Annotated in this window: 19 protein-coding genes; 14 read left to right on the forward strand and 5 right to left on the reverse strand. The window is 36.4% G+C overall.

The features are described 5' to 3' along the window. Nucleotides 1-318: 318 nt before the first annotated feature. The 4 genes from NSQ74_RS10665 to NSQ74_RS10680 all read left to right on the forward strand — a co-directional run bounded on the left by NSQ74_RS10665 (nucleotide 319) and on the right by NSQ74_RS10680 (nucleotide 3833). Nucleotides 319-1374, forward strand: coding sequence for an ankyrin repeat domain-containing protein (locus NSQ74_RS10665; RefSeq protein ID WP_340823226.1), 1056 nt, complete (start codon nucleotides 319-321; stop codon nucleotides 1372-1374). A gap of 56 nt (nucleotides 1375-1430) precedes the next feature. Continuing rightward, complete coding sequence (locus tag NSQ74_RS10670) at nucleotides 1431-2459, forward strand: hypothetical protein (RefSeq protein ID WP_340823227.1); 1029 nt, start codon at nucleotides 1431-1433, stop codon at nucleotides 2457-2459. Between the two features lie 168 nt (nucleotides 2460-2627). Further along, nucleotides 2628-2834 (forward strand): hypothetical protein, encoded by a 207-nt coding sequence (locus tag NSQ74_RS10675; RefSeq protein ID WP_340823228.1) that lies wholly within the window; start codon nucleotides 2628-2630, stop codon nucleotides 2832-2834. Nucleotides 2835-2843: 9 nt separating this feature from the next. Beyond that, nucleotides 2844-3833: a DUF1963 domain-containing protein gene (locus NSQ74_RS10680; RefSeq protein WP_340823229.1), complete on the forward strand. Its 990-nt coding sequence runs from the start codon at nucleotides 2844-2846 to the stop codon at nucleotides 3831-3833. 80 nt (nucleotides 3834-3913) lie between these two features. Here the strand turns inward: NSQ74_RS10680 and NSQ74_RS10685 are convergent, their stop codons facing one another. After that, nucleotides 3914-5296: an SMI1/KNR4 family protein gene (locus NSQ74_RS10685; protein WP_340823230.1), complete on the reverse strand. Its 1383-nt coding sequence runs from the start codon at nucleotides 5294-5296 to the stop codon at nucleotides 3914-3916. 294 nt (nucleotides 5297-5590) lie between these two features. Between NSQ74_RS10685 and NSQ74_RS10690 the strand changes: the two genes are divergently transcribed. From NSQ74_RS10690 to NSQ74_RS10700, 3 genes are all read left to right on the forward strand, one after another. Continuing rightward, a complete protein-coding gene (locus NSQ74_RS10690) occupies nucleotides 5591-5818 on the forward strand; it encodes a hypothetical protein (protein WP_340823232.1) in 228 nt (75 codons plus the stop codon). Nucleotides 5819-6005: 187 nt separating this feature from the next. After that, entirely contained in the window at nucleotides 6006-6824 is an 819-nt protein-coding gene (locus NSQ74_RS10695; RefSeq protein WP_340823233.1) for a MerR family transcriptional regulator, read from the forward strand. Between the two features lie 62 nt (nucleotides 6825-6886). Further along, nucleotides 6887-7555, forward strand: coding sequence for a DUF554 domain-containing protein (locus NSQ74_RS10700; RefSeq protein ID WP_340823234.1), 669 nt, complete (start codon nucleotides 6887-6889; stop codon nucleotides 7553-7555). A 183-nt stretch (nucleotides 7556-7738) separates the two neighbouring features. Here the strand turns inward: NSQ74_RS10700 and NSQ74_RS10705 are convergent, their stop codons facing one another. Continuing rightward, complete coding sequence (locus tag NSQ74_RS10705) at nucleotides 7739-8263, reverse strand: hypothetical protein (protein WP_340823235.1); 525 nt, start codon at nucleotides 8261-8263, stop codon at nucleotides 7739-7741. Further along, nucleotides 8244-8741, reverse strand: coding sequence for an RNA polymerase sigma factor (locus tag NSQ74_RS10710; RefSeq protein WP_340823236.1), 498 nt, complete (start codon nucleotides 8739-8741; stop codon nucleotides 8244-8246). Before NSQ74_RS10710 ends, NSQ74_RS10705 begins: the two co-directional genes overlap by 20 nt. 279 nt (nucleotides 8742-9020) lie before the next feature. Between NSQ74_RS10710 and NSQ74_RS10715 the strand changes: the two genes are divergently transcribed. Then, complete coding sequence (locus NSQ74_RS10715) at nucleotides 9021-9866, forward strand: aldo/keto reductase (protein ID WP_340826446.1); 846 nt, start codon at nucleotides 9021-9023, stop codon at nucleotides 9864-9866. A gap of 53 nt (nucleotides 9867-9919) precedes the next feature. Here NSQ74_RS10715 and NSQ74_RS10720 read toward each other — a convergent pair whose 3' ends face one another. Next, a complete protein-coding gene (locus NSQ74_RS10720; RefSeq protein WP_340823237.1) occupies nucleotides 9920-10309 on the reverse strand; it encodes a winged helix-turn-helix transcriptional regulator in 390 nt (129 codons plus the stop codon). Between the two features lie 109 nt (nucleotides 10310-10418). On the opposite strand from NSQ74_RS10720, the gene NSQ74_RS10725 reads away from it, so the two are divergent. The 4 genes from NSQ74_RS10725 to NSQ74_RS10740 all read left to right on the forward strand — a co-directional run bounded on the left by NSQ74_RS10725 (nucleotide 10419) and on the right by NSQ74_RS10740 (nucleotide 16144). Next, nucleotides 10419-11603: an MFS transporter gene (locus NSQ74_RS10725; RefSeq protein WP_340823238.1), complete on the forward strand. Its 1185-nt coding sequence runs from the start codon at nucleotides 10419-10421 to the stop codon at nucleotides 11601-11603. A gap of 625 nt (nucleotides 11604-12228) precedes the next feature. Then, nucleotides 12229-13215, forward strand: a complete 987-nt coding sequence (locus NSQ74_RS10730; protein WP_340823239.1) for a LacI family DNA-binding transcriptional regulator — start codon at nucleotides 12229-12231, stop codon at nucleotides 13213-13215. 256 nt (nucleotides 13216-13471) lie between these two features. Then, nucleotides 13472-14755: a histidinol dehydrogenase gene (gene hisD / locus NSQ74_RS10735; protein WP_340823240.1), complete on the forward strand. Its 1284-nt coding sequence runs from the start codon at nucleotides 13472-13474 to the stop codon at nucleotides 14753-14755. A 66-nt stretch (nucleotides 14756-14821) separates the two neighbouring features. Then, on the forward strand, nucleotides 14822-16144 hold the full coding sequence (locus NSQ74_RS10740; protein WP_340823241.1) for a GntP family permease: 1323 nt from the start codon (nucleotides 14822-14824) through the stop codon (nucleotides 16142-16144). Between the two features lie 130 nt (nucleotides 16145-16274). On the opposite strand, the gene NSQ74_RS10745 is transcribed toward NSQ74_RS10740, so the two are convergent. Next, a complete protein-coding gene (locus NSQ74_RS10745) occupies nucleotides 16275-16505 on the reverse strand; it encodes a phosphoglycerate mutase (RefSeq protein ID WP_340823243.1) in 231 nt (76 codons plus the stop codon). A gap of 163 nt (nucleotides 16506-16668) precedes the next feature. Between NSQ74_RS10745 and NSQ74_RS10750 the strand changes: the two genes are divergently transcribed. Beyond that, on the forward strand, nucleotides 16669-17679 hold the full coding sequence (locus NSQ74_RS10750; protein WP_340823244.1) for a linear amide C-N hydrolase: 1011 nt from the start codon (nucleotides 16669-16671) through the stop codon (nucleotides 17677-17679). A 231-nt stretch (nucleotides 17680-17910) separates the two neighbouring features. Beyond that, a complete protein-coding gene (pdxR, locus tag NSQ74_RS10755) occupies nucleotides 17911-19341 on the forward strand; it encodes a MocR-like pyridoxine biosynthesis transcription factor PdxR (RefSeq protein ID WP_340823245.1) in 1431 nt (476 codons plus the stop codon). The last annotated feature ends 296 nt before the right edge of the window (nucleotides 19342-19637 follow it).

A 19637-nucleotide genomic window follows, 5' to 3' on the forward strand; every position in this document is an offset into this window, starting at 1 on the left:
AATCTCATTGAAATATCGATTAATTATACTAGCAGTTAACTGATTTGAAGAAGAAGTATTATGTTGGCATAAGTTAAAATCAGAGACCTTCGTATAAACCATATCCACGCTTCATGTATTCCCCACCTTTTCCTCTTATAAGAAATCTCTCCTTATAAATATATTCTAAACTATAACTTTGTAGAGGCTTGGAGGTAGAGCTTCGCACCTTCTTATGACACTATACTCATAGGTGCAGGAAATAGACAAGAAATGAATAAGTGGTAAAATTTAGTGATAAAGTAAAATGGAAAATCAGACGTAAGGAGAGAAAACAAGATGGGCAAGAAGAAAAAGACCTTACCGAAAAATTTTGATGAACTAATTGAAGCAGGGGATATAACAGCTTTAAAAGAGGTATTTATGAAATGCGATTTAGATGCTCGTGGCGGTTACAGCAAATCAACAGCCTTGAGCTTTTTCAATATACCGGATGAATTGGTTCGTTGGCTCGTGGAACAAGGTGCTGATATAAATGCTAGTGATAGTTATGGAAGAACGGCTCTACATAATCATGCAATAAGTTGGTGCGGTAATATTGAATTGCTGCTTGAGTTGGGTGCAGATATAGAAGCCTTTGATTATCAAAATGAGACACCTTTATTTGCAGCTGCAGCTTCTTTTAAGCCAAATGCTGTTCACACGCTGATTGCTAACGGGGCAAATAGTAGCGCAGAAAATAAGATGAAACAGACGCCCTTAGAAAAAGCTTTGGCAATATGTAAAAATATTGATATCGTCAATATGGCGAAAGTTGCCGATATTTTGCTTAATGCTAGAGTAACAGTAACGCAGGAAATGAAAGAGTCTATTAAACGAATTGGAACGGACTTTGAATTTCATAGAGAAGGTTTTAATAAAGACTATTTGAATCAAACAGATGAGGGACTTTTACATCTATATGAGCTATTTGATGTTCCTCCAGTAGGGAAACGAAATACTCACGATAGCGCCTCTCCAATAGAAGTAAATACAAAGGGATGGCAAGCACAACATAATGAACTTTGGAGTTTATTAATTCCATCACAAGGACATGCGAAGACCGTACAAGGTGAGGTTATCCGTATTACTGGTAAAGTATCATACGAAATTTTAAATAACGGCGCAATCAATTGGGATAATCAATATCGTAAAATGCTTAGTAGTCTAAACCATTACTTTAGCATGGGTACACCATTACATGATGCTGCACTGCAGGAGGCAGAAGCATTAATAAAAGCACTTCGCAATGGAAATGGTCGTGATGAACCAGCGAGGCTGTGTGAACTGGCAGTGTGCTGGGTACTCAGTAATTTGAATCCTATAACTTTGCAACAGCCCGACTATAAGCGATAACTTTAGTACGGCGATGGCACAACACTAAAACATATTAAAAGGGGATGTATTTCAGAATGAGTTATGATGTCCATATCGGAAAGCTAATAAATGGTAGAAGAGAATTGGAAGGTAAAGGTATGTTTCTACTATGCTCAACAGATCAAACCATTCAGGAAATCTCGACATTTAGTCCACAAGAAGGAATATTCATTAGTAGAAGCGCTATTGAGAATGCGCTTTACGATTTCTGCAAATCTGCAATATCTAATTATATTGTAGAAGGAAGTAACGAGGATGTGTATACCTTCTCTATCTATACTGATAGCTATAACGGTAGTTATTTAGTGTACATGAATAATCGAGCCTCTCTTGACGAAAGTGTTACTGATTGCTACGCACATTATCAAGAAAAGTATATTAAAACTGGTGACGAAATTTATAATCAAACTAGAGAACAGGTATATAGTTCATATAAGTTTAGTGAAGGCGATTATCCCTTTATGTTTGAAGGGATGCCTGAATGCCTTGAAAGCTATCTTCAAGTTTTTAGTTGCATTAGCCAAGAAACGCCCGAGTATTTAAGCAATGCGGAGAACTATATATTTGAGAAGACGATAATAGATTCGGAGCTATTCTTAATCGCCATTGATGTTATTCATCGATTGCAGAATGACCTAAAACAATTGAATCGAACGGATGACTTTATTGCCTACGTTTCAGCGGCGGATGGCGTTGGTGGTGATTATTTAACACTAAGCCAACTCATAAGGAAATGTGTGCCCGAAGACCAATTGTATAAAGCAATGCCTGACTTAAAAAATAAAGATTTGGAATTTCGGACTGCTGTCGATGCAAGACATCAGCTTCCCCTGGATCAGCAGGTAAAGCATTGGGTTAATGTTATAGAAGGAGGAGAGTTTGGCGAAGGCAGCATGAAAAGCTTTTGGCGAACAGACTTTGAAGCCTATAAACAGCTAGTGGAGCTTGGAGGGCAAGTTATCCCATATATTAAAGCGTATTTGAATGGTGATACTAAAAACGAGAGCATGGATATTTTAATATTGGTATTAGAAGATTTAGCAGAACAAGCCGACACCCGATAATATCATTAAAAAATCGAAGAAGTATAATTCGCGAAATTGTTATGATACAAAAACAATCCTTTATCTTTAAGGGGGTAATCAAGTATGGTGGAACGAATACCTTGCAAGACAGAAGGCTGCAGCGCAACAATTTTGCCGAGCACCGCAGCCAAAACAGGCGGTATTTGCATGCCGTGCCATCAAGAGCAGGAACGAAAAAAGCAACAAATTTATATTGAGCAGCACCGAAAAACAGTCAATCTCTACGAAGGCTTAACAGATCATGTTGATATCCTGAAGGTGATGCATGCACCGAAAAAGTATGACCCACTTATCCAGTATGTTTCGTATCCGTTAAGCATGGAGCATATGTACATATCTTTATCAGACCAATAAGCGGACTGTATGCTGAAATATGCAATGGAATTACTCGCTAGTAACAATGAAAGTGAAGCAGAGGATATTTTATTATCTCTAGTGTGCTATCGGGATGATAATATATCAGATGCTTTGCCTGAGCTTATAGAGCGCGGCTTGTTTGATAATCCGATTCTTTATAAAGATGCACCACAAGGCATACGAAATCTACTTTTAGAGCAGGTGAAATGGGATGAAGACAACCGAAATCATCTCCTCCTAGTACTCGGCTGGATTGGTGATACTGTTGTTACAGAGCATTTTCGGGAATGGCAAATGCAGCCACCAACATGGGCGGAGCAGTTGTTTGTAACGCCTGAAACGTACGCACTTGATGGAGGATGGGAGCTTACCCCAGACGGAAAGAAGCGTAATCTAATTAACCATTTATGTTATGCAATTAGGCAAGCAGACCAACAGTTGGATAATCTAAACGAAGACCATCATGCTCATTTTCTAGAGTCAAGCCATTTAACGTGTCCATGGTGTAACAGGGAGTTAACGAAGTTGATGGACGTAGCTACCTCCCATCCGTCATTAAAATATCTCAACTTGCAGATGGAGAACCTACAGGTCATAACCTGTGATGTATGTGGGGGCTTTAGCACCATATACATGGAATTGGACAATCATAGCGTGCCTGTTTGGAGCCGCCATAATCAAAAACCTGCTTATCTTCCTGATATCGATGACCTTAGCAGTGAAGCGGAAACCGTACCTAGTTTAGTCCTTTCGCAAGGAGCGCAATCACCGTATTATGCTGCAGTTTGGACGATGTCACAATTTGATTCGCAGATTGGTGGCCATCCAAGCTGGGTACAAGAGCCGGAGTATCCGCTTTGTCCTTGTTGTGAACGAAGAATGCAATTCATTGGGCAGATGGATTATGCTGATTTCGACGAATATGCAGAAGGTATTTTTTATATGTTTATATGTCCAAAAGACAGTATGACAGCAACGGTATATCAGCAAAGCTAAAAACTGTTGTTGCATTTCAGGGACCGCCACTAGAAGAACAAAATGAGAAAAAGAGCCCGCTTTAACAGCGAGCTCTTTGCTTAGGCTTCTTTTAATTTATTAATTACTTCATCTATATAGGAATCGGTAAAGTGAATAATCCCGAGATTTTTTACAATACGTCCTTCCTTCAGGCGGTGATCAAGCCAATCTGTAATAAAGGCAGGAGCATATCCACCTTGACCGAATTCTCCGCCAAATGCGATGATGTTCTGATAAATGGATACATATTGATCGTAATTAGTGTCTGGATACGACTTGGTATATAACCAAAACTGCACATCATACATGTCATAGGATAATTCATCTGCATGAAAACTAAAATGGCCTTTCTCTTCGACAATTCGTGTACATATGTTGCGAATTTTTTGTTCCACCTGAGCCACTTCAGTTACCTGAGAGCACAACTCCTCTAGCAGAGGAGAAAATTTGCCGCGCGCTACTTTATCAAGAGCTATTTCTTTGTCTTCTTCAGAAGTATCATATTGTTCTTCGCTCACTAAGCCTTTAATAAACTCTTCAAAATTGTCAGCAAGGAAGGTAATCTCATAATCATCTTCTTGGTCGACATGAATAACTTCAGGTTCACCATTCCTACCGCAAGCTCGATAGTCTAGCATCACAACATCATGACCGGCTGAAGGACAATCACAGATTACGACTCCAATGTCTGGATATCCCCATTCCTCAATCATAAACGGACTACCCAAATCTCCGCACAGGGAATAGCTTTTCTCGCGCCCAATACCCGCAATTCCTGTAATGGCAATATGATCCTCAGCCCAGGATGTAGGGTCCTCTGTTGGAAAGCAAGTGTTCATTGGCACCCCACCATTTTGCTGCTTCATAAGATAAATATAAGAGGAGGGGAGCTTATAACCAAGTTCTTTTTCTATAGAGTCGATTAGTTCATCCGTAGGGGGATCACATTGGTAGGATGTTCTTGCGTACTCGCTGTCATCCCAGAAATCAGTTAGAAACATGTCTGAAAAAGGAATTTTCTTTGCAAAGGAACCGCCACGCGCCAAGGAATCTTTCTTTTTGGCAAGGCGGAGTTCTTCTTTTTTTTGCTTCTCCGCTTTATGAGTACTCTGTCTCAAAAAATATTCCGTACTTTGAACACCAGGCTCTAATTGATCTGACCTGCTAAAAGCTTGGACTGCTTCCTCATATCGCTGTAAATAATAAAGAGCAAAGCCAACCCGATAATGCCATAGAGAATCCTGTTTGCCAGCCTCAGCAATCTTACCGAATTGACGGAGCGCTTCTTCGTAAAGCCCCGAATTGTTATAGGCTCTTGCCATAATACTAATTGCTTCATAGTCGCGCTCTTCTTCAGGAATTGCTAAAAGCGAATCGATAATTCGCTGATGTTCGTCTACTTCATGCCATGCAATCAATTGATCAATTAGCTTTTGTTCCATGTCTACCTCCAAATGATTATTTACATCATAACTACATATGTTTCTGGTAGCCTCTACTTTAAAATAGTAACATCTATTAAAAAAGGATTCTAGAATTTTCCTTTATGTTACAACTAAGAAGAAATTTAAGGGAATGAGTTTAATATTTCATCGCACTCATTTTTTTTTGCCTTGAAATACGTAATTAACTTACTCACTTCAACTACGAAGTGCCTTTTTATTATTCTAAAAATTTTTGTTGATTACTTCATTCCCGTTTGTCCCATGATATAGGTAGATGGGGGGTGTTGGCTTATGGATTATGAATATACAGTAAAGTTTCACTTCAACGAAAGTCGTGAAGAAGAATATAAAATCAAGAATAATATTGGACAAGAAACATTTGTAGAAGAAATTTTTAATGGGTTCAATGAAAAGTCCTGGTATTCATTTACTGAAACAGAAAATTATAAAACGATATTAATTAGTACGAAAGGTGTTTATAAGGTATCGGTAGTGCAAGATGTAGTAACATTTGATTAATTTAATGTATTAAGTCACATCCATTTTTGGAGTGGCTTTTTATTATGATGAAGTTAGTCACGGGCAACGACAGGGAGTGACGTAGTACTACGATATGCTAATTAAGCTTTAGAAAAGTTAACTTTTAGTGGGCTACCATATTCGAGTATGATAGTGATAATATTAAGTTTTTTAAAGGGAGATTTACATGAAAAATAGATTTTCAATTGGAGAAATGGCTAAGCTTCATAATACAACCATTAAAACTCTTCGATATTATGATGAAATTGACTTGTTAAAACCTGTACATACAGATAGCAACAACGGTTATAGATACTATTCAACGGAACAATTTGAACAAGTGAATACTATAAATTATTTAAAGGAATTAGGTTTTTCATTAAAGGAAATTAAAAGACATCTGGATCACAGGGATATCAACGGTTTTTTGCATCTCTTAGAGGAACAGCAACGATTAACTGAAGTAAAAATTAAAGAACTGGAACAAATTAACCGCAGATTTCAACATCGAATCAAGGATATAAAATTAGCACAAGAAATAAAGGCATTAGAAGTTCCATTCATAAAGGAAATAAAAGAAAGGAAGATAGTAAGGTTAATGGAAAAAATCAGTTCAGAACCTCAACTGGAAGTTTCTCTACGACAACTAGAGAATTCGTCCAATATGAATTCTTCTATATTTATTGGGGGAGTCGGTTTAACAATTAGTATTCGTGATCTATTGAATAACAAGTTTAATGAATATAACTCCATCTTTATTTTAGTCGAGGAAGATGATATTCAAAGTCCTTTAGTAACAACTCTTCCGGAAGGAAAGTATGCGTGTATTTATTATAATGGAAATCATAATAATTCTCCTAAACATTATAAATCCTTGCTGAATTGTATAAAAGATAATGGTTTTCAAATTATCGGAGACACCATTGAAAGGACAATCATTGACCATTATATTTCTGAAAGGAAAGAAGACTATCTGACAGAAATTCAAATACCAATAAAGTGTTGACCCTCCCCATACAGGAGGGTTTATTTTTTACTTAGGCACAATTATCTAAAGGAGAAATCATTATGTTTGGAACAATATTTAATACAATGATGATAATAATCGGAAGCATTGTTGGAAGCGTCTTTAAAAATGGGATAAAAGATGATTATCATAATATCCTTATGCAGGCTATGGGCTTAGCTGCTATGGGATTAGGAATAAATGCACTTGTACAACATTTACCTTCAAGCAAATATCCGGTACTTTTTATTGTAAGTTTAGCTGTAGGTGGATTAATCGGCCAAAAACTTAATTTGGAATTAAAATTTAATGCTTTAGTTAATAAATATTCTAAAGGCAATTTAGCAGAAGGGTTATCGACGGCTATTTTATTATTTTGTATTGGCACATTATCTATATTAGGTCCTGTAGAGGCTGCGTTAAAGGGAGATTATACGTATCTACTTGCAAATGGTATATTAGATGGCATTACTTCGATTGTTTTAGCAACTACATTTGGTATTGGGATAGCTATATCAGGAATTGTGTTATTTGTATGGCAAGGTTCCATTTATTTAATTGCTATTTTAATGGGGAGCTCCATCAATAATGATCTTCTAAATGAATTGACAATTATAGGAGGTATATTAATTTTAGCGTCAGGTTTAAGTATTTTGGGCATTAAAAAATTTAATACTTTAAATCTTTTGCCAGCATTACTTATTCCAGTAATTGTATTTTTATTTATCTAGTAATCCCTTTTATTATGGGCTAAGAAATCTTGAACTACATTTAAAGAGAAAACACACATCAATTTGTAATGAACCAAATTTGTGTGTGTTTTATGCACTAAAATTTATTATTTAACTAACTTATTTAGGAAGGGTAGTATCTCCTTAGGATTAAAAATGTTGTAGTATCGTATCGAGAATCACTTATTCTACAGGAGCCATATTGTTGTAGATTACGTCGGCAGTGACTTTTCCAGTACTAACATCTTGAGATGTGTAACCCGAAATGAAGTTTCCAACTTTAAATTCTTTTTGCAATAGTTCTTCTGATGGTTTTGCTGCAGTTGGCCCTTTAATCCCTAGTTGCGTTTTGTTCGTTACCGTTACCCATAAATCACCGATTTTAAAGCTATTGCCGTTTGCATTGACTTCAGTAATCGTCCCTTCAATATTCACCACTGCTTTGGCTGTAGTTTGCGGTTTATCTATTTCCACTAATGTACTTTGCGTGTCGGTCTTCGAATGCTGCATCATCGTGTACGACCCTGTCAATACTGTACAAACTGTGACTATCATGCCCAAGTTCTTTAAGGATAATTTCATGCTATTTTTCATTATAGATTCCTCCTTAATTGCTGTAGATTGCATAAATTTTTTATAAGTTTCTTCTTTGAATCTATCGTTTATCTTCACCTGCTCCATCGCAGATTTATAGACAGACTTCCTCATTCTCAAGCCCTCCAATCTTTTCTTTTAAATGAAGGCGTCCACGCGCAAGCCAAGTCCCTACTGTTGCTGGCTTAGCCTGTAGGATCTCTGCAATTTCCTGAATCGTATATCCCTCATAATAGTGCAGATGGATAGGAATCCGATATTTTTTATCTAGAGCTAATACTGCCTGTAATAACTCGTTCTCTTCCTTAGGGAGGTAGCTTAAATCCTCAGGAATTGGATTTCTGCTGCGGAACCAGCCGGTTTTCAGCATATTTTTGCTTTTGTTAATGGTAGTGCGTATGAGCCAAGCTTTTTCATGTTCATCGTTGTTGAATACAGGGGGATTCTGCAAATAAGTTAAAAATACCTCCTGTGCAACCTCTTCAGCGTCCGCTACATTTTTTAAATATGCGAATGCCACTTTTATCAGACTATGGGAGTATAAGTCCAGAGCCCGATGCAATGCGTCATGAACTTCTAGAGAATGATGCACCCCACCACCTCCTTTCACTTTAAATACAACTGAGGATGCCGTTATTTTTCATTGAGATTTAATTTTTTTAATATTTAGTGGGGAAGTTCATTTTATTTCCCATTTACCTTATTCTTATTTTCTCCTGTAATTATAAAAAATTTTATTCCGCTAATCATTGCCAACGCACAAATGTTACCTCGACGTTACTATGAAACTAAAATGTGCGTACTTTTTTTTCCTCTTTCGAGACTACATAATGAGAAAGCAATCAAGCAAACACATATTGGAGGAATAAAAATAATGAATCATTTACAAGATACAATCACATTAAATAACGGGCTACAAATGCCTGGTATGGGGTTAGGTGTTTTTCAAGTAGAGAATGATGCTACTGCAGAGATGGTTAAAAACGCTATCGAGGTTGGATATCGAAGCATCGATACTGCTGCAATTTATGGCAATGAAGCGGGTGTAGGGGAAGGTATAAAACTAGCGTTAGCATCTACTGGTTTACGTCGTGAAGACCTGTTTATTACATCAAAAGTATGGAATGATGGATTAAGCTATGACGAAACAATTGCTGCATATGAAGAGAGTCTACAAAAATTAGGGTTAGATTATTTAGATCTTTACCTTATTCATTGGCCAGGTAAAGATAAGTATGCTGAATCTTGGAGAGCGCTTGAAGATTTATATGAACAAGGCAAGATTAAAGCAATTGCCGTATGTAACTTCACTGTAGCACATTTAGAAAAATTATTATCATTTGCTCGTATTAAACCTGTTATCAATCAAGTGGAATTCCACCCACGCTTACAGCAAGTGGAGCTTCGTGCATTTTGTGACAAGCACCAAATTCAACTAGAAGCATGGGCACCTTTAATGCAAGGCGGGCTTCTTGAAGATGAGACCATTTCTAAAATCGCTACAAAATATGGGAAATCAATCGCTCAAGTTATTTTGCGTTGGGATGTCCAAAATGGAGTGATCACAATTCCAAAATCTGTGCGTAGAGAACGCATGATGCAAAATGCCGATATTTTTGACTTTCATTTAACAGACGAAGAAATGGCTACTATCAATTCAATGAACCTTGAACAACGTGTTGGACCAAACCCAGATGACTTTGACTTTGCGCTATAAGCATAAAAAGAGAAAGAGACTGTCTAGTGTGTGACAGTCTCTTTCTTCCCTTATTATGATGTTTGCTTCATAGCGATAGCGATATCTTCATCACGTTGTTTTAAAACGACATCTTCGCCTTTTTCCTGTAATACTTCAATATGATTTTCGCCCCAAGTGCAAAGCATGTTCAAAATAGGTTCCATTCCTTCTCCATAAGGCGTTAAGGAATATTCAACTTTGGGCGGTACTTGATTAAAGACTTTGCGATCGATTAGTCCAGCTTGCTCTAACTCTCGTAATTGGCTTGTAAGCATCTTTTGTGAAATTTTTGGAATCAATCGTCGAAACTCATTTGTTCGAATTTTACCATGGTGGTTTAAATGACAAAGAATAATCGGTTTCCATTTTCCGCCGATTACTTCAAGCGTCGCTTCAACACCAATATTATATAATTTTTGCATTGTAACCTCCGTAATATACAAAAGTAACTAAAAGTACTCTATGGGTCATTTAGATATGTACTGAATATTACTACACATGCAAAGAAAAATCAAAGGAGATAGTATTTGTATGTCACAATTAAAAAAGCCAAATGCTAAATTAACATTGCTTGCACTTGCAATTAGTGCGTTTGGAATAGGGTCCACTGAATTTATCAGTGTTGGTCTTCTCCCATTAATTAAAGATAACTTTGGTATATCGTTAAGCACAGCAGGCTTAACCGTTTCTATATATGCACTAGGTGTAACGATTGGAGCTCCATTATTAACAGCTTTCACATCACACCTCAATCGAAAAACAGTTTTATTGCTTGTTATGACCATTTTTATAATTGGTAATTTAACAGCAGCATTAGCACCTATTTTCTCCATCCTGATTATAGGACGCATTATTTCAGCATTAGCACATGGTGTGTTTATGTCCATCGCCTCTGTCATTGCGGCAGAAGTAGTTGAACCAAATAAACGAGCAAGTGCTATTGCCTTTATGTTTACAGGTTTAACATTAGCTACTGTAACAGGTGTCCCACTAGGTACATTTATTGGACAAGTAATGGACTGGCGTATGTCGTTCATCTTTATTGTCGTAATTGGCATTATCGGTTTAATTAGTAATGCGATGTTAGTCCCTAGCCAATTATCGAAAGGCAACCCAATCTCTTTACGTGATATTGGCAAAGTATTAGGTAATATCCGCATGGTATTAATACTTTTCATTACTGCAATTGGCTACGGTGGTGTCTTTGTTGTTTATACGTTTGTTTCACCGATTTTAGTGCAATATATGGGGTACTCACCACATGCTGTTGTTGTGATTTTAGTTGTCTATGGTATTTGTGTTGCTATTGGTAATACATTAGGCGGTCATTTCGCTAATAAAAATCCGCTTCGTGCAATCTTTATTATTTTTGTTGGGCTTGCCTTAGCATTACTTGGCATTAACTTTACGCTCGAATCACCAATTATCGGATTAATTATGGTACTGCTAATGGGGTTATTTATGTTCATGAATGTCCCAGGCTTGCAATTATATGCGGTTATTCTGTCTGAAAAATATGTGCCATCAGCTATTTCCATGGCTTCAGCTTTAAATATTTCTGCTTTTAACATTGGTATATTTCTAGGATCATATATTGGAGGCTTTATTATTCGCCATCAATCATTAGCGCATACACCCCTTTACGGATTCTTAATGGTGATGCTTGCAGCGGTTGTTACACTACTATGGTTTCTTTGTGATAAAAAGAAAGTTTAATTTTTTTAGGATTGCGTAATAATGTTGAGATAAATAAAAAAGGAAGCTCATAATGGGCTTCCTTTTTTATTTGAAATATAGATGTCAATTTCCTTTTCATGCAGCGCTTTCCGCGGACACTCTGAAAGTTGCATCCTTCGCTACTGTCGATACTTTGAAAGGAAGTCACCATAGTTTCTTTTTTTCTATTTATATCAATCTAAGTGAAAGTAATTTAAATGTACTTTAATTAATACATCCTAATTGCAACTCCTTTAAATTTTCTTGACTTCTAGCTTGGTTTTTAGTTTTATTATAAGTATATAAAGTAATGATTTTAACTAATGGCTATCAATTTTCAAAACAAAATTATGAATCGTTTAGCTAATTTTAATATGCAATGAACAAATTTTTTTGGTTACGTATAGGTAGGACCTCTAGTGTATAGATGGTCTTTTTTTGTGGGCTCATATTGGCTGTACAAGTTAGGAATGACTTTCAATAAAATAGACTACCTAGTACTTGCTTTCCACCCAAGTTCTAAGGTAGTTTGTTGTTAAAGAGAATAGTTTAATCGATGACACAGTGTAAGCATATACAACCAAATGTTAAGATGAAATATAGATCGAAAGAGGTTATGTACAACATGAAACAAGGAGTTACTGCCAAAGATGTAGCAAAATTGGCTGGTGTTTCACAATCTTCAGTATCAAGAGTGTATTTTGAAGGTGCGTCAGTATCTGCGAAAACTAGAGAGAAGGTTCTAGCAGCAGCACAAGAGCTTGGCTATAGACCGAATGAATTCGCACGAAGCTTAATTACAAACCAATCCAAAATTATTGGTTTAGTGATGAAAGGTGTTCAAAATCCTTTCTATCCTCAAGTATTAAAGCTATTTACGACTTCCCTAAAAAAACATGGCTATAGCGTACTATTCGTCTACACCAATAATGATGAAATCCAAAAAGAGGATATCGAAATATTATTTAATTATAATGTTGCAGGTGTAGTTATTACCGATGCATCACTTTCTTTGTCGGTTACAGAAGATTTCATAAAGTATCAAATACCGTTAGTTCTGTTTAATCGAAAAATAGATAATAATAAATTTTATTCTGTATGTTGTAACAACTTTGAGGCAAGTAAAAAGATTGCAGAATATCTATTAAGTATCGGCTGCTCAAAGATGATTTATATTTCAGGGAATGAAAATACATCTACAAGTAGAGAACGGGAAAAGGGATTTAGTGCTATGTTACAGGGGGAAGACGTGCACTATCAGAAATACAGTTCTGATTACACTTATGAAGGTGGGTATAATATTACTCGTAAAATTATATTAGAAAATCAATTACCGGATGCGTTCTTTGTGGCTAATGATATTATGGCGTTAGGAGTAGTGGATGCATTAAAGGACAATAATATTGCTATTCCGAATGAAACGAAAGTTATAGGTTTTGATAATATTGAAATGGCAGCTTGGCCTACATACAGTCTAACAACATGGGAGCAACCAATTACAGAAATGGTAGACGAGACTGTAAAATATTTGCTTAATGAACTAGAAGAATATTCAGGTGAAGCTAAAAATCTTGAAATTGACGGAGCCCTTATTTTGCGAAAAACAACATAGTGTAAAAAGGTCGTAAAGACTAATTCCATAAGCATCATGCTATATCAAAATAGGATGCATACAGTAATATGTATGTGCATCTTATGAGAGATAGTATGATGCTTTTATTATTTTCTCATGAGTTATAGTAAATATTTAATAAAAATAACGAAAATAAATACCTGTTGACAACCATTTATTTTTCGAATAATCTTACTTATATAATTTCTGCATACGTATGCAAAAATGAAAAACTAAACAAAAAGGGGTAATAACAATGGTTAAAGTATTGAAATCTGGAAAATCAAAAGAAGAAGTAAGCATAAATGACTCTCAGGTCTCTCAAATTGTATCGGAAGCAATTAAGGACATAGAAAAGCGAGGAGATCAAGCAGTTCGTGAACTATCTGAAAAATTCGATAAATGGTCTCCGGAAGCGTTTCGTTTAACTGACAAACAAATAAATGAAATCGTATCCAACGTGCCTAGCGATGTAATTGAGGACATTAAATTTGCTCAAAAAAATATTCGTGAATTTGCAGAGGCACAATTAGCTTCATTACATGATGTGGAAGTAGAAAATATTCCTGGCGTTATTTTAGGTCACAAAAATATTCCGGTTAACAGTGTTGGATGTTACATACCTGGTGGTCGCTATCCGATGGTTGCCTCTGCACATATGAGTGTTTTAACGGCGAAAGTGGCAGGCGTAAAACGAGTAATTGCTTGTACGCCACCTATTAACGGAGAAATTCCACATGCCACAATTGCAGCAATGTCATTAGCAGGTGCTGATGAAATTTACCTTCTAGGTGGTATTCAAGCAATGGCTGCGATGGCAATTGGTACAGAAACAATCGAACCTGTAGATATGATTGTTGGACCAGGGAATGCCTTCGTTGCCGAAGCAAAAAGACAATTGTATGGTCGCGTAGGAATTGACTTATTTGCAGGTCCAACAGAAACATTAGTAGTTGCTGACCATACGGCAGATGCCGAAATGATAGCAACGGATCTTTTAGGACAAGGGGAACATGGACCAACATCACCTGGAGCGCTAATTACAACATCTGAAAAATTGGCAGAAGAAACTGTAAAAGAAATTGAACGTCAATTGCAAACGTTACCAACTGCCGATGTTGCCCGTGTATCATGGGAAGATTATGGTCAAATCCTTTTAGTAGATTCTATTGAGGAAGCTAGAATTGAAGCAGATCGACTTGCTTTTGAGCACGTAGAAATATTAACGGAAGATCCTAATTACTTCCTTGAAAATATGACGAACTATGGTTGCTTATTCTTAGGCCCTGAGACAAATGTTGCTTATGGAGACAAAGTAATTGGTACAAATCATACATTACCGACTAAGGGTGCTGCTCGTTATACAGGTGGATTATGGGTAGGAAAATTCATTAAGACTGTTACCTATCAAAAAGTAACACCAGAGGCAAGTGCTTACATTGGGGAATATGCAGCACGTCTTTGTCAGTTAGAAAACTTTGCTGGTCATGCCGAGCAAGCTCTTCTACGCGTGAGAAGATACGGAAAAAAGAATGATTAATGCTAGGTATGATGGCAAGTAAGTGAAGATTAATAAAACGCAAAAAGGGGATTCGGGGGGAACTATATGTTAGGGATGATTGGGTTATTTGGCGGATTGGCACTATTAATATATTTAACAATGAGAGGTATGAACTTACTCATTGCTGCACCTATAACTGCATTACTTGTAGGGCTATTAAATGGGCTGCCGCTTTTCCCGCAGCTTGCAGAAAATGATGCTGCAAACTTTTTAACTAATTATATGTCTGGTTTCACAGGCTTTATCGCATCTTGGTATTTAATGTTTTTAACGGGTGCTATATTTGGTAAAGTAATGGAAGATAGTGGAGCGGCGGACAGTGTTTCGCAATGGATTGTCAGTAAAATCGGCATGAAACAAGCTGCATTAGCGATTGTAGTTGCCTGTGCGGTTTTAACTTATGGTGGTGTAAGCTTGTTTGTTGTAGCCTTTTCTGTTTATCCTATGGCACTTAGCCTATTTAAACAGGCAGATTTACCAAGACGCTTTATTCCAGCGGCTCTTGGTTTTGGTTCAACAACGTTTACGATGACATCTGCAGGTTCGCCTGAAATACAAAACTGGATTCCAATTCAGTTTTTAGGTACTTCACCATATGCAGGATGGGAAGTTAGTTTTATTGTCGCTGTATTTATGTTAGCGTTTGGTTATTGGTGGCTCAAAAAGATGATCAGCAAAGCTATGGCGAATGGAGAACGATTTGTTAGTAGAGAGACGGATATATTGACAACAACTCGAACAGATTTACCAAATCCGATTTTAAGTATTGTGCCATTACTCGTTGTATTAATTATTTCTTTTACCTTCCATAATTCATTAGGAACGTCAGCATTGATTATCGCATTAACGGGCGGTATATTAGCAAGTTACCTTATCAACAGAAAGTTCTTTCAAAATTTTGGTGCAGCAGTAGGAGAAGGGGCAATGGGTGCGATTGTTGCAATTGCGAATACAGCTGCGGTTGTTGGCTTTGGGGGTGTCGTAAAAGCAACACCTGCTTTTGAATCTGCTGTAAAGGTTATGACAGATATTCCAGGAAGCCCATTAGTAGGTGGTGCTTTAGCGGTAGCAGTTATTGCAGGATTAACGGGTTCGTCATCTGGAGGACAAGCCATTGCATTACCTTTATTAGCACCACATTATTTGGATTTAGGGGTCAATCCGGAGGCGTTACACCGAACAGTTGCCATTTCTTCAGGGTCACTAGATTCACTTCCACAAGGAGGATATGTAGTCACGACTATTCGTTCAATCTGTGGAGAAACACATAAAGATGCTTACCCAGCATTTGGTGCATTAACAGTTGTAGTGCCGGCATTAGGTGTAATATTAGCCGTAATATTATTCTCATTCGGTTTGGGCATTTAATAGATATTTGAAAACAGAAACCCAACAAATGATTGATCACCGTTTGTTGGGTTTCTTTGCTTATAGAATAAAAGGAAAATTACTTGCGTATAGCTCTGGAATGGTTTTATTACATCATAGCTAAATTTTATTAACGGTGTATTGTATTTGCTGTTTCATACTGTATATTTAATTTAATTTTGTTCAAGTCCCTATCAATTTTGGAAACTAATATATGTAATTCTTCATTTTCTGGAGCGTTAAACGTTTCTCCTCTTCGTTTGCTTAAAGTGACTGTTTGATTAATTAATCGCAAACAGGATTTAATTAGAGCCAAATCAGTTTTGATTGCTTCTTTGTTTATAATGTCTATTTCATCCATTAATAATCACCCCTACAAACATAATACAATATTAGTAATCATTATCCAATACGATGAATTGGATGATACATCGTTGGATAATGTACTAATGATTTAAAGCACCATCTATTTTTATTTACCACTTTAAAAATGGGTTAAACAACATAATAGAGGGAGTGTATTAATGTTTGGTTGCAGTAGCTTATCAATTCATACAACAGATAAGAAAACATTATTTGCTAGGACAATGGATTTTACAATGGAACCAGATAGTAAAGTAGTTATCGTCCCACGTAAATATGGCATTCGATTGCTTGAAGAAAAAAATGAGGTAACCATTAGCAATCCATACGCGTTTATTGGAATGGGCAGCACGGATCTCGCATCTCCTGTTCTTTACGACGGTGTAAACGAAAAAGGTTTGATGGGAGCGATGCTGTACTATGCGACATTTGCGACTTATTCAGACGAACCTAAAGAAGGCACAAGAGGTATTAATCCGATTTATGTTGTTTCACAAGTGTTGGGAAGCTGTGTAACGGTCGACGATGTTATTGAAAAGTTAAGCGCTTTTACATTATTGAATGAAGCAAATAACATACTTGGTTTCGCACCACCGCTTCACTATACATTTACAGATGCTAATGGTGAATCGATTGTCATTGAACCTGATAGAACAGGCATAACAATTCATCGCCAAACAATAGGGGTCATGACCAATAGCCCTGGTTACGAATGGCATCAGACAAATTTAAGAGCTTATATTGGTGTTACGCCTAATCCTCCACAAGACATTACAATGGGAAATTTGAAATTAACACCGTTTGGGCAAGGGGCAGGCGGGTTAGGGTTACCAGGTGATTTCACGCCATCTGCACGCTTTCTTCGTGTCGCTTATTGGAAGAAGTATACGGAACAAGCGAAAAATGAAATTGAAGGGGTAACTGCTTTGTTTCATATTCTATCTTCTGTTAATATTCCGAAAGGCGTTGTCTTAAATAAAGAGGGGAAGACGGACTATACAATATATACGTCTGCAATGTGTGCGCAAAGCAAAAACTATTACTTTAAGCTTTATGATAATAGTCGAATTTCAGCAGTTTCATTATTTGTCGAGGATTTGGATAGCCATGAATTAATTACATTTGAGTGGAATCGTGAACAGGATATTAAACAGTTGAATGTGACAAACTAATAAAGCACCAGGCGCTTATTATGATGTATGAGCACCTGGTCTTTTTATGTCTTTTAATCACCTCAGAAACTCATTCGTGATAGAGATTGGATTTTTTAGTGGATGGCTAAAATAACATAGTAGTGGCTGGTTCATGACAAGCAAACTTAGATTAATATATAATCTTTTAGCTTGTATAAAACTGCTAAAAGATGAAAGCATGTTTGATAGAATATTATGAGGTGAGTATATATGGATTGGAAACCAGATAGAAAAGCAAAGAAAGCTATCTATAAACAACTCGCAGAATATATTGAAAAGGGGATAGCTGATGGTACATTTCCACCTGATAAACCATTACCATCAGAGAGGTATTTGGCTAGTACATTGCATGTAAATAGAAGTACGGTCGTTCATGCATATGACGAATTAGAATCTTTAGGGCTAATTGATAGAACTAGAGGAAGCGGTACTACGATAAGTAAAGATATATGGGGTATAACAAAAAAGCGGATTCCGAGCTGGAATCGATATATTGAGGCGGGTTCATTTTTACCTAGTCTACCTGTAACACAAAAAATAAGAAAAGAAGCAGTTGAACATAAATTAATCAATTTAGCTTCCGGTGAATTGTCAGAAGATCTTTTCCCTAAAAGATTTTTAAGCGAGATTACTTCAACGCGTTCTTTTATTGGAAGCTTAGGATACGATCATCCACAAGGAAATGAAATCCTTAGAAGTACACTTACAAAACATGTGAAAATTAGTCGAGGAATCGAAACAAACGCTTCTTCAATACTTATAACATCTGGAGCGCAACAAGCATTACATTTAATTGTCCAATGTTTGTTAAAGCCTGGTGATGCAATTGCTATAGAAGACCCTTCATATAATTACAATCTTCCTACTTTTAAATCAGCAGGTATCCAAGTACATTATTTACCTGTTAATGAAGAGGGGATTAATCCAGAAGATTTGCAAATGTTATATAAAAAACACCGAATAAAAATGATTTTTTTAAATCCATATTTTCAGAATCCGACTGGCTACTTAATGAATCAAAAGAAAAAAGAAGCGATTTTAGACATATCCTCTAAGCTTGGAATTCCTGTTGTAGAAGACGATCCTTATAGTTTAACCGCTTTTTCAGGAGAAAAAATTTCAACCCTTAAATCAATGGATAAGAACGGCAATGTTTTATATATTAGCTCGTTGTCTAAAATTGTCGCTTCAGGACTAAGAATTGGGTGGATTATAGGCCCAACATCAGTAATTGAAAGATTGTCCGATGCGAAGCAACAATTAGACTTTGGTCACTCAAGCTATACACAATGGATAGCCAATGATTTTTTAGAATCAGAACATTTCCATTCACACATGAAATGTTTAATTAAGGAATTAGAAAAAAGAAGAAATACAATTATTAAAAGCCTTGATACTTATTTAAAAGGGCTTGTGGAATATTCAATTCCGCAAGGTGGTATTCATATATGGTGTAAAATACTAAAAAGCTTTAATGAAACCCAGTTACTTGAGGAGTCCATCAAGCAAGGCGTCATTTATGCTCCAGGCTCAACATTGGGTTCCAAAGAAAGCTTTGTTCGTTTTACTTTCGCAAGGGAAGATGAAGATTCGATTGATGAAGGTATAAAAAGGTTTGCACAAGCTCTTCATAGTTTGTAGTTAATTGGATGACTAAAAATAAGCAAGAGTGGATGGTTTAAATGATATGGAAAACCTATATGATCGTAATAAGGGAAGAGAGCATCATCCCTTAAGCATTAGCTGCTGATGAGAAAAACTCAAGGTGGCTACCTTTTATTATATTTTATACCGCGTTCATTTTATGATTTAGAATTATTCCCACTCTAAGCTTAAAATGAAAGAAAATAGAGTAAGCTTCCAATCCTCAGGTTGGAAAATTACTCTATTTTTATTATGTCACAATACTTTCATTTGATATTCAAATCTTGTATGGT

Source organism: Lysinibacillus sp. FSL W8-0992 (genome assembly GCF_038008685.1).
GTDB lineage: Bacteria > Bacillota > Bacilli > Bacillales_A > Planococcaceae > Lysinibacillus.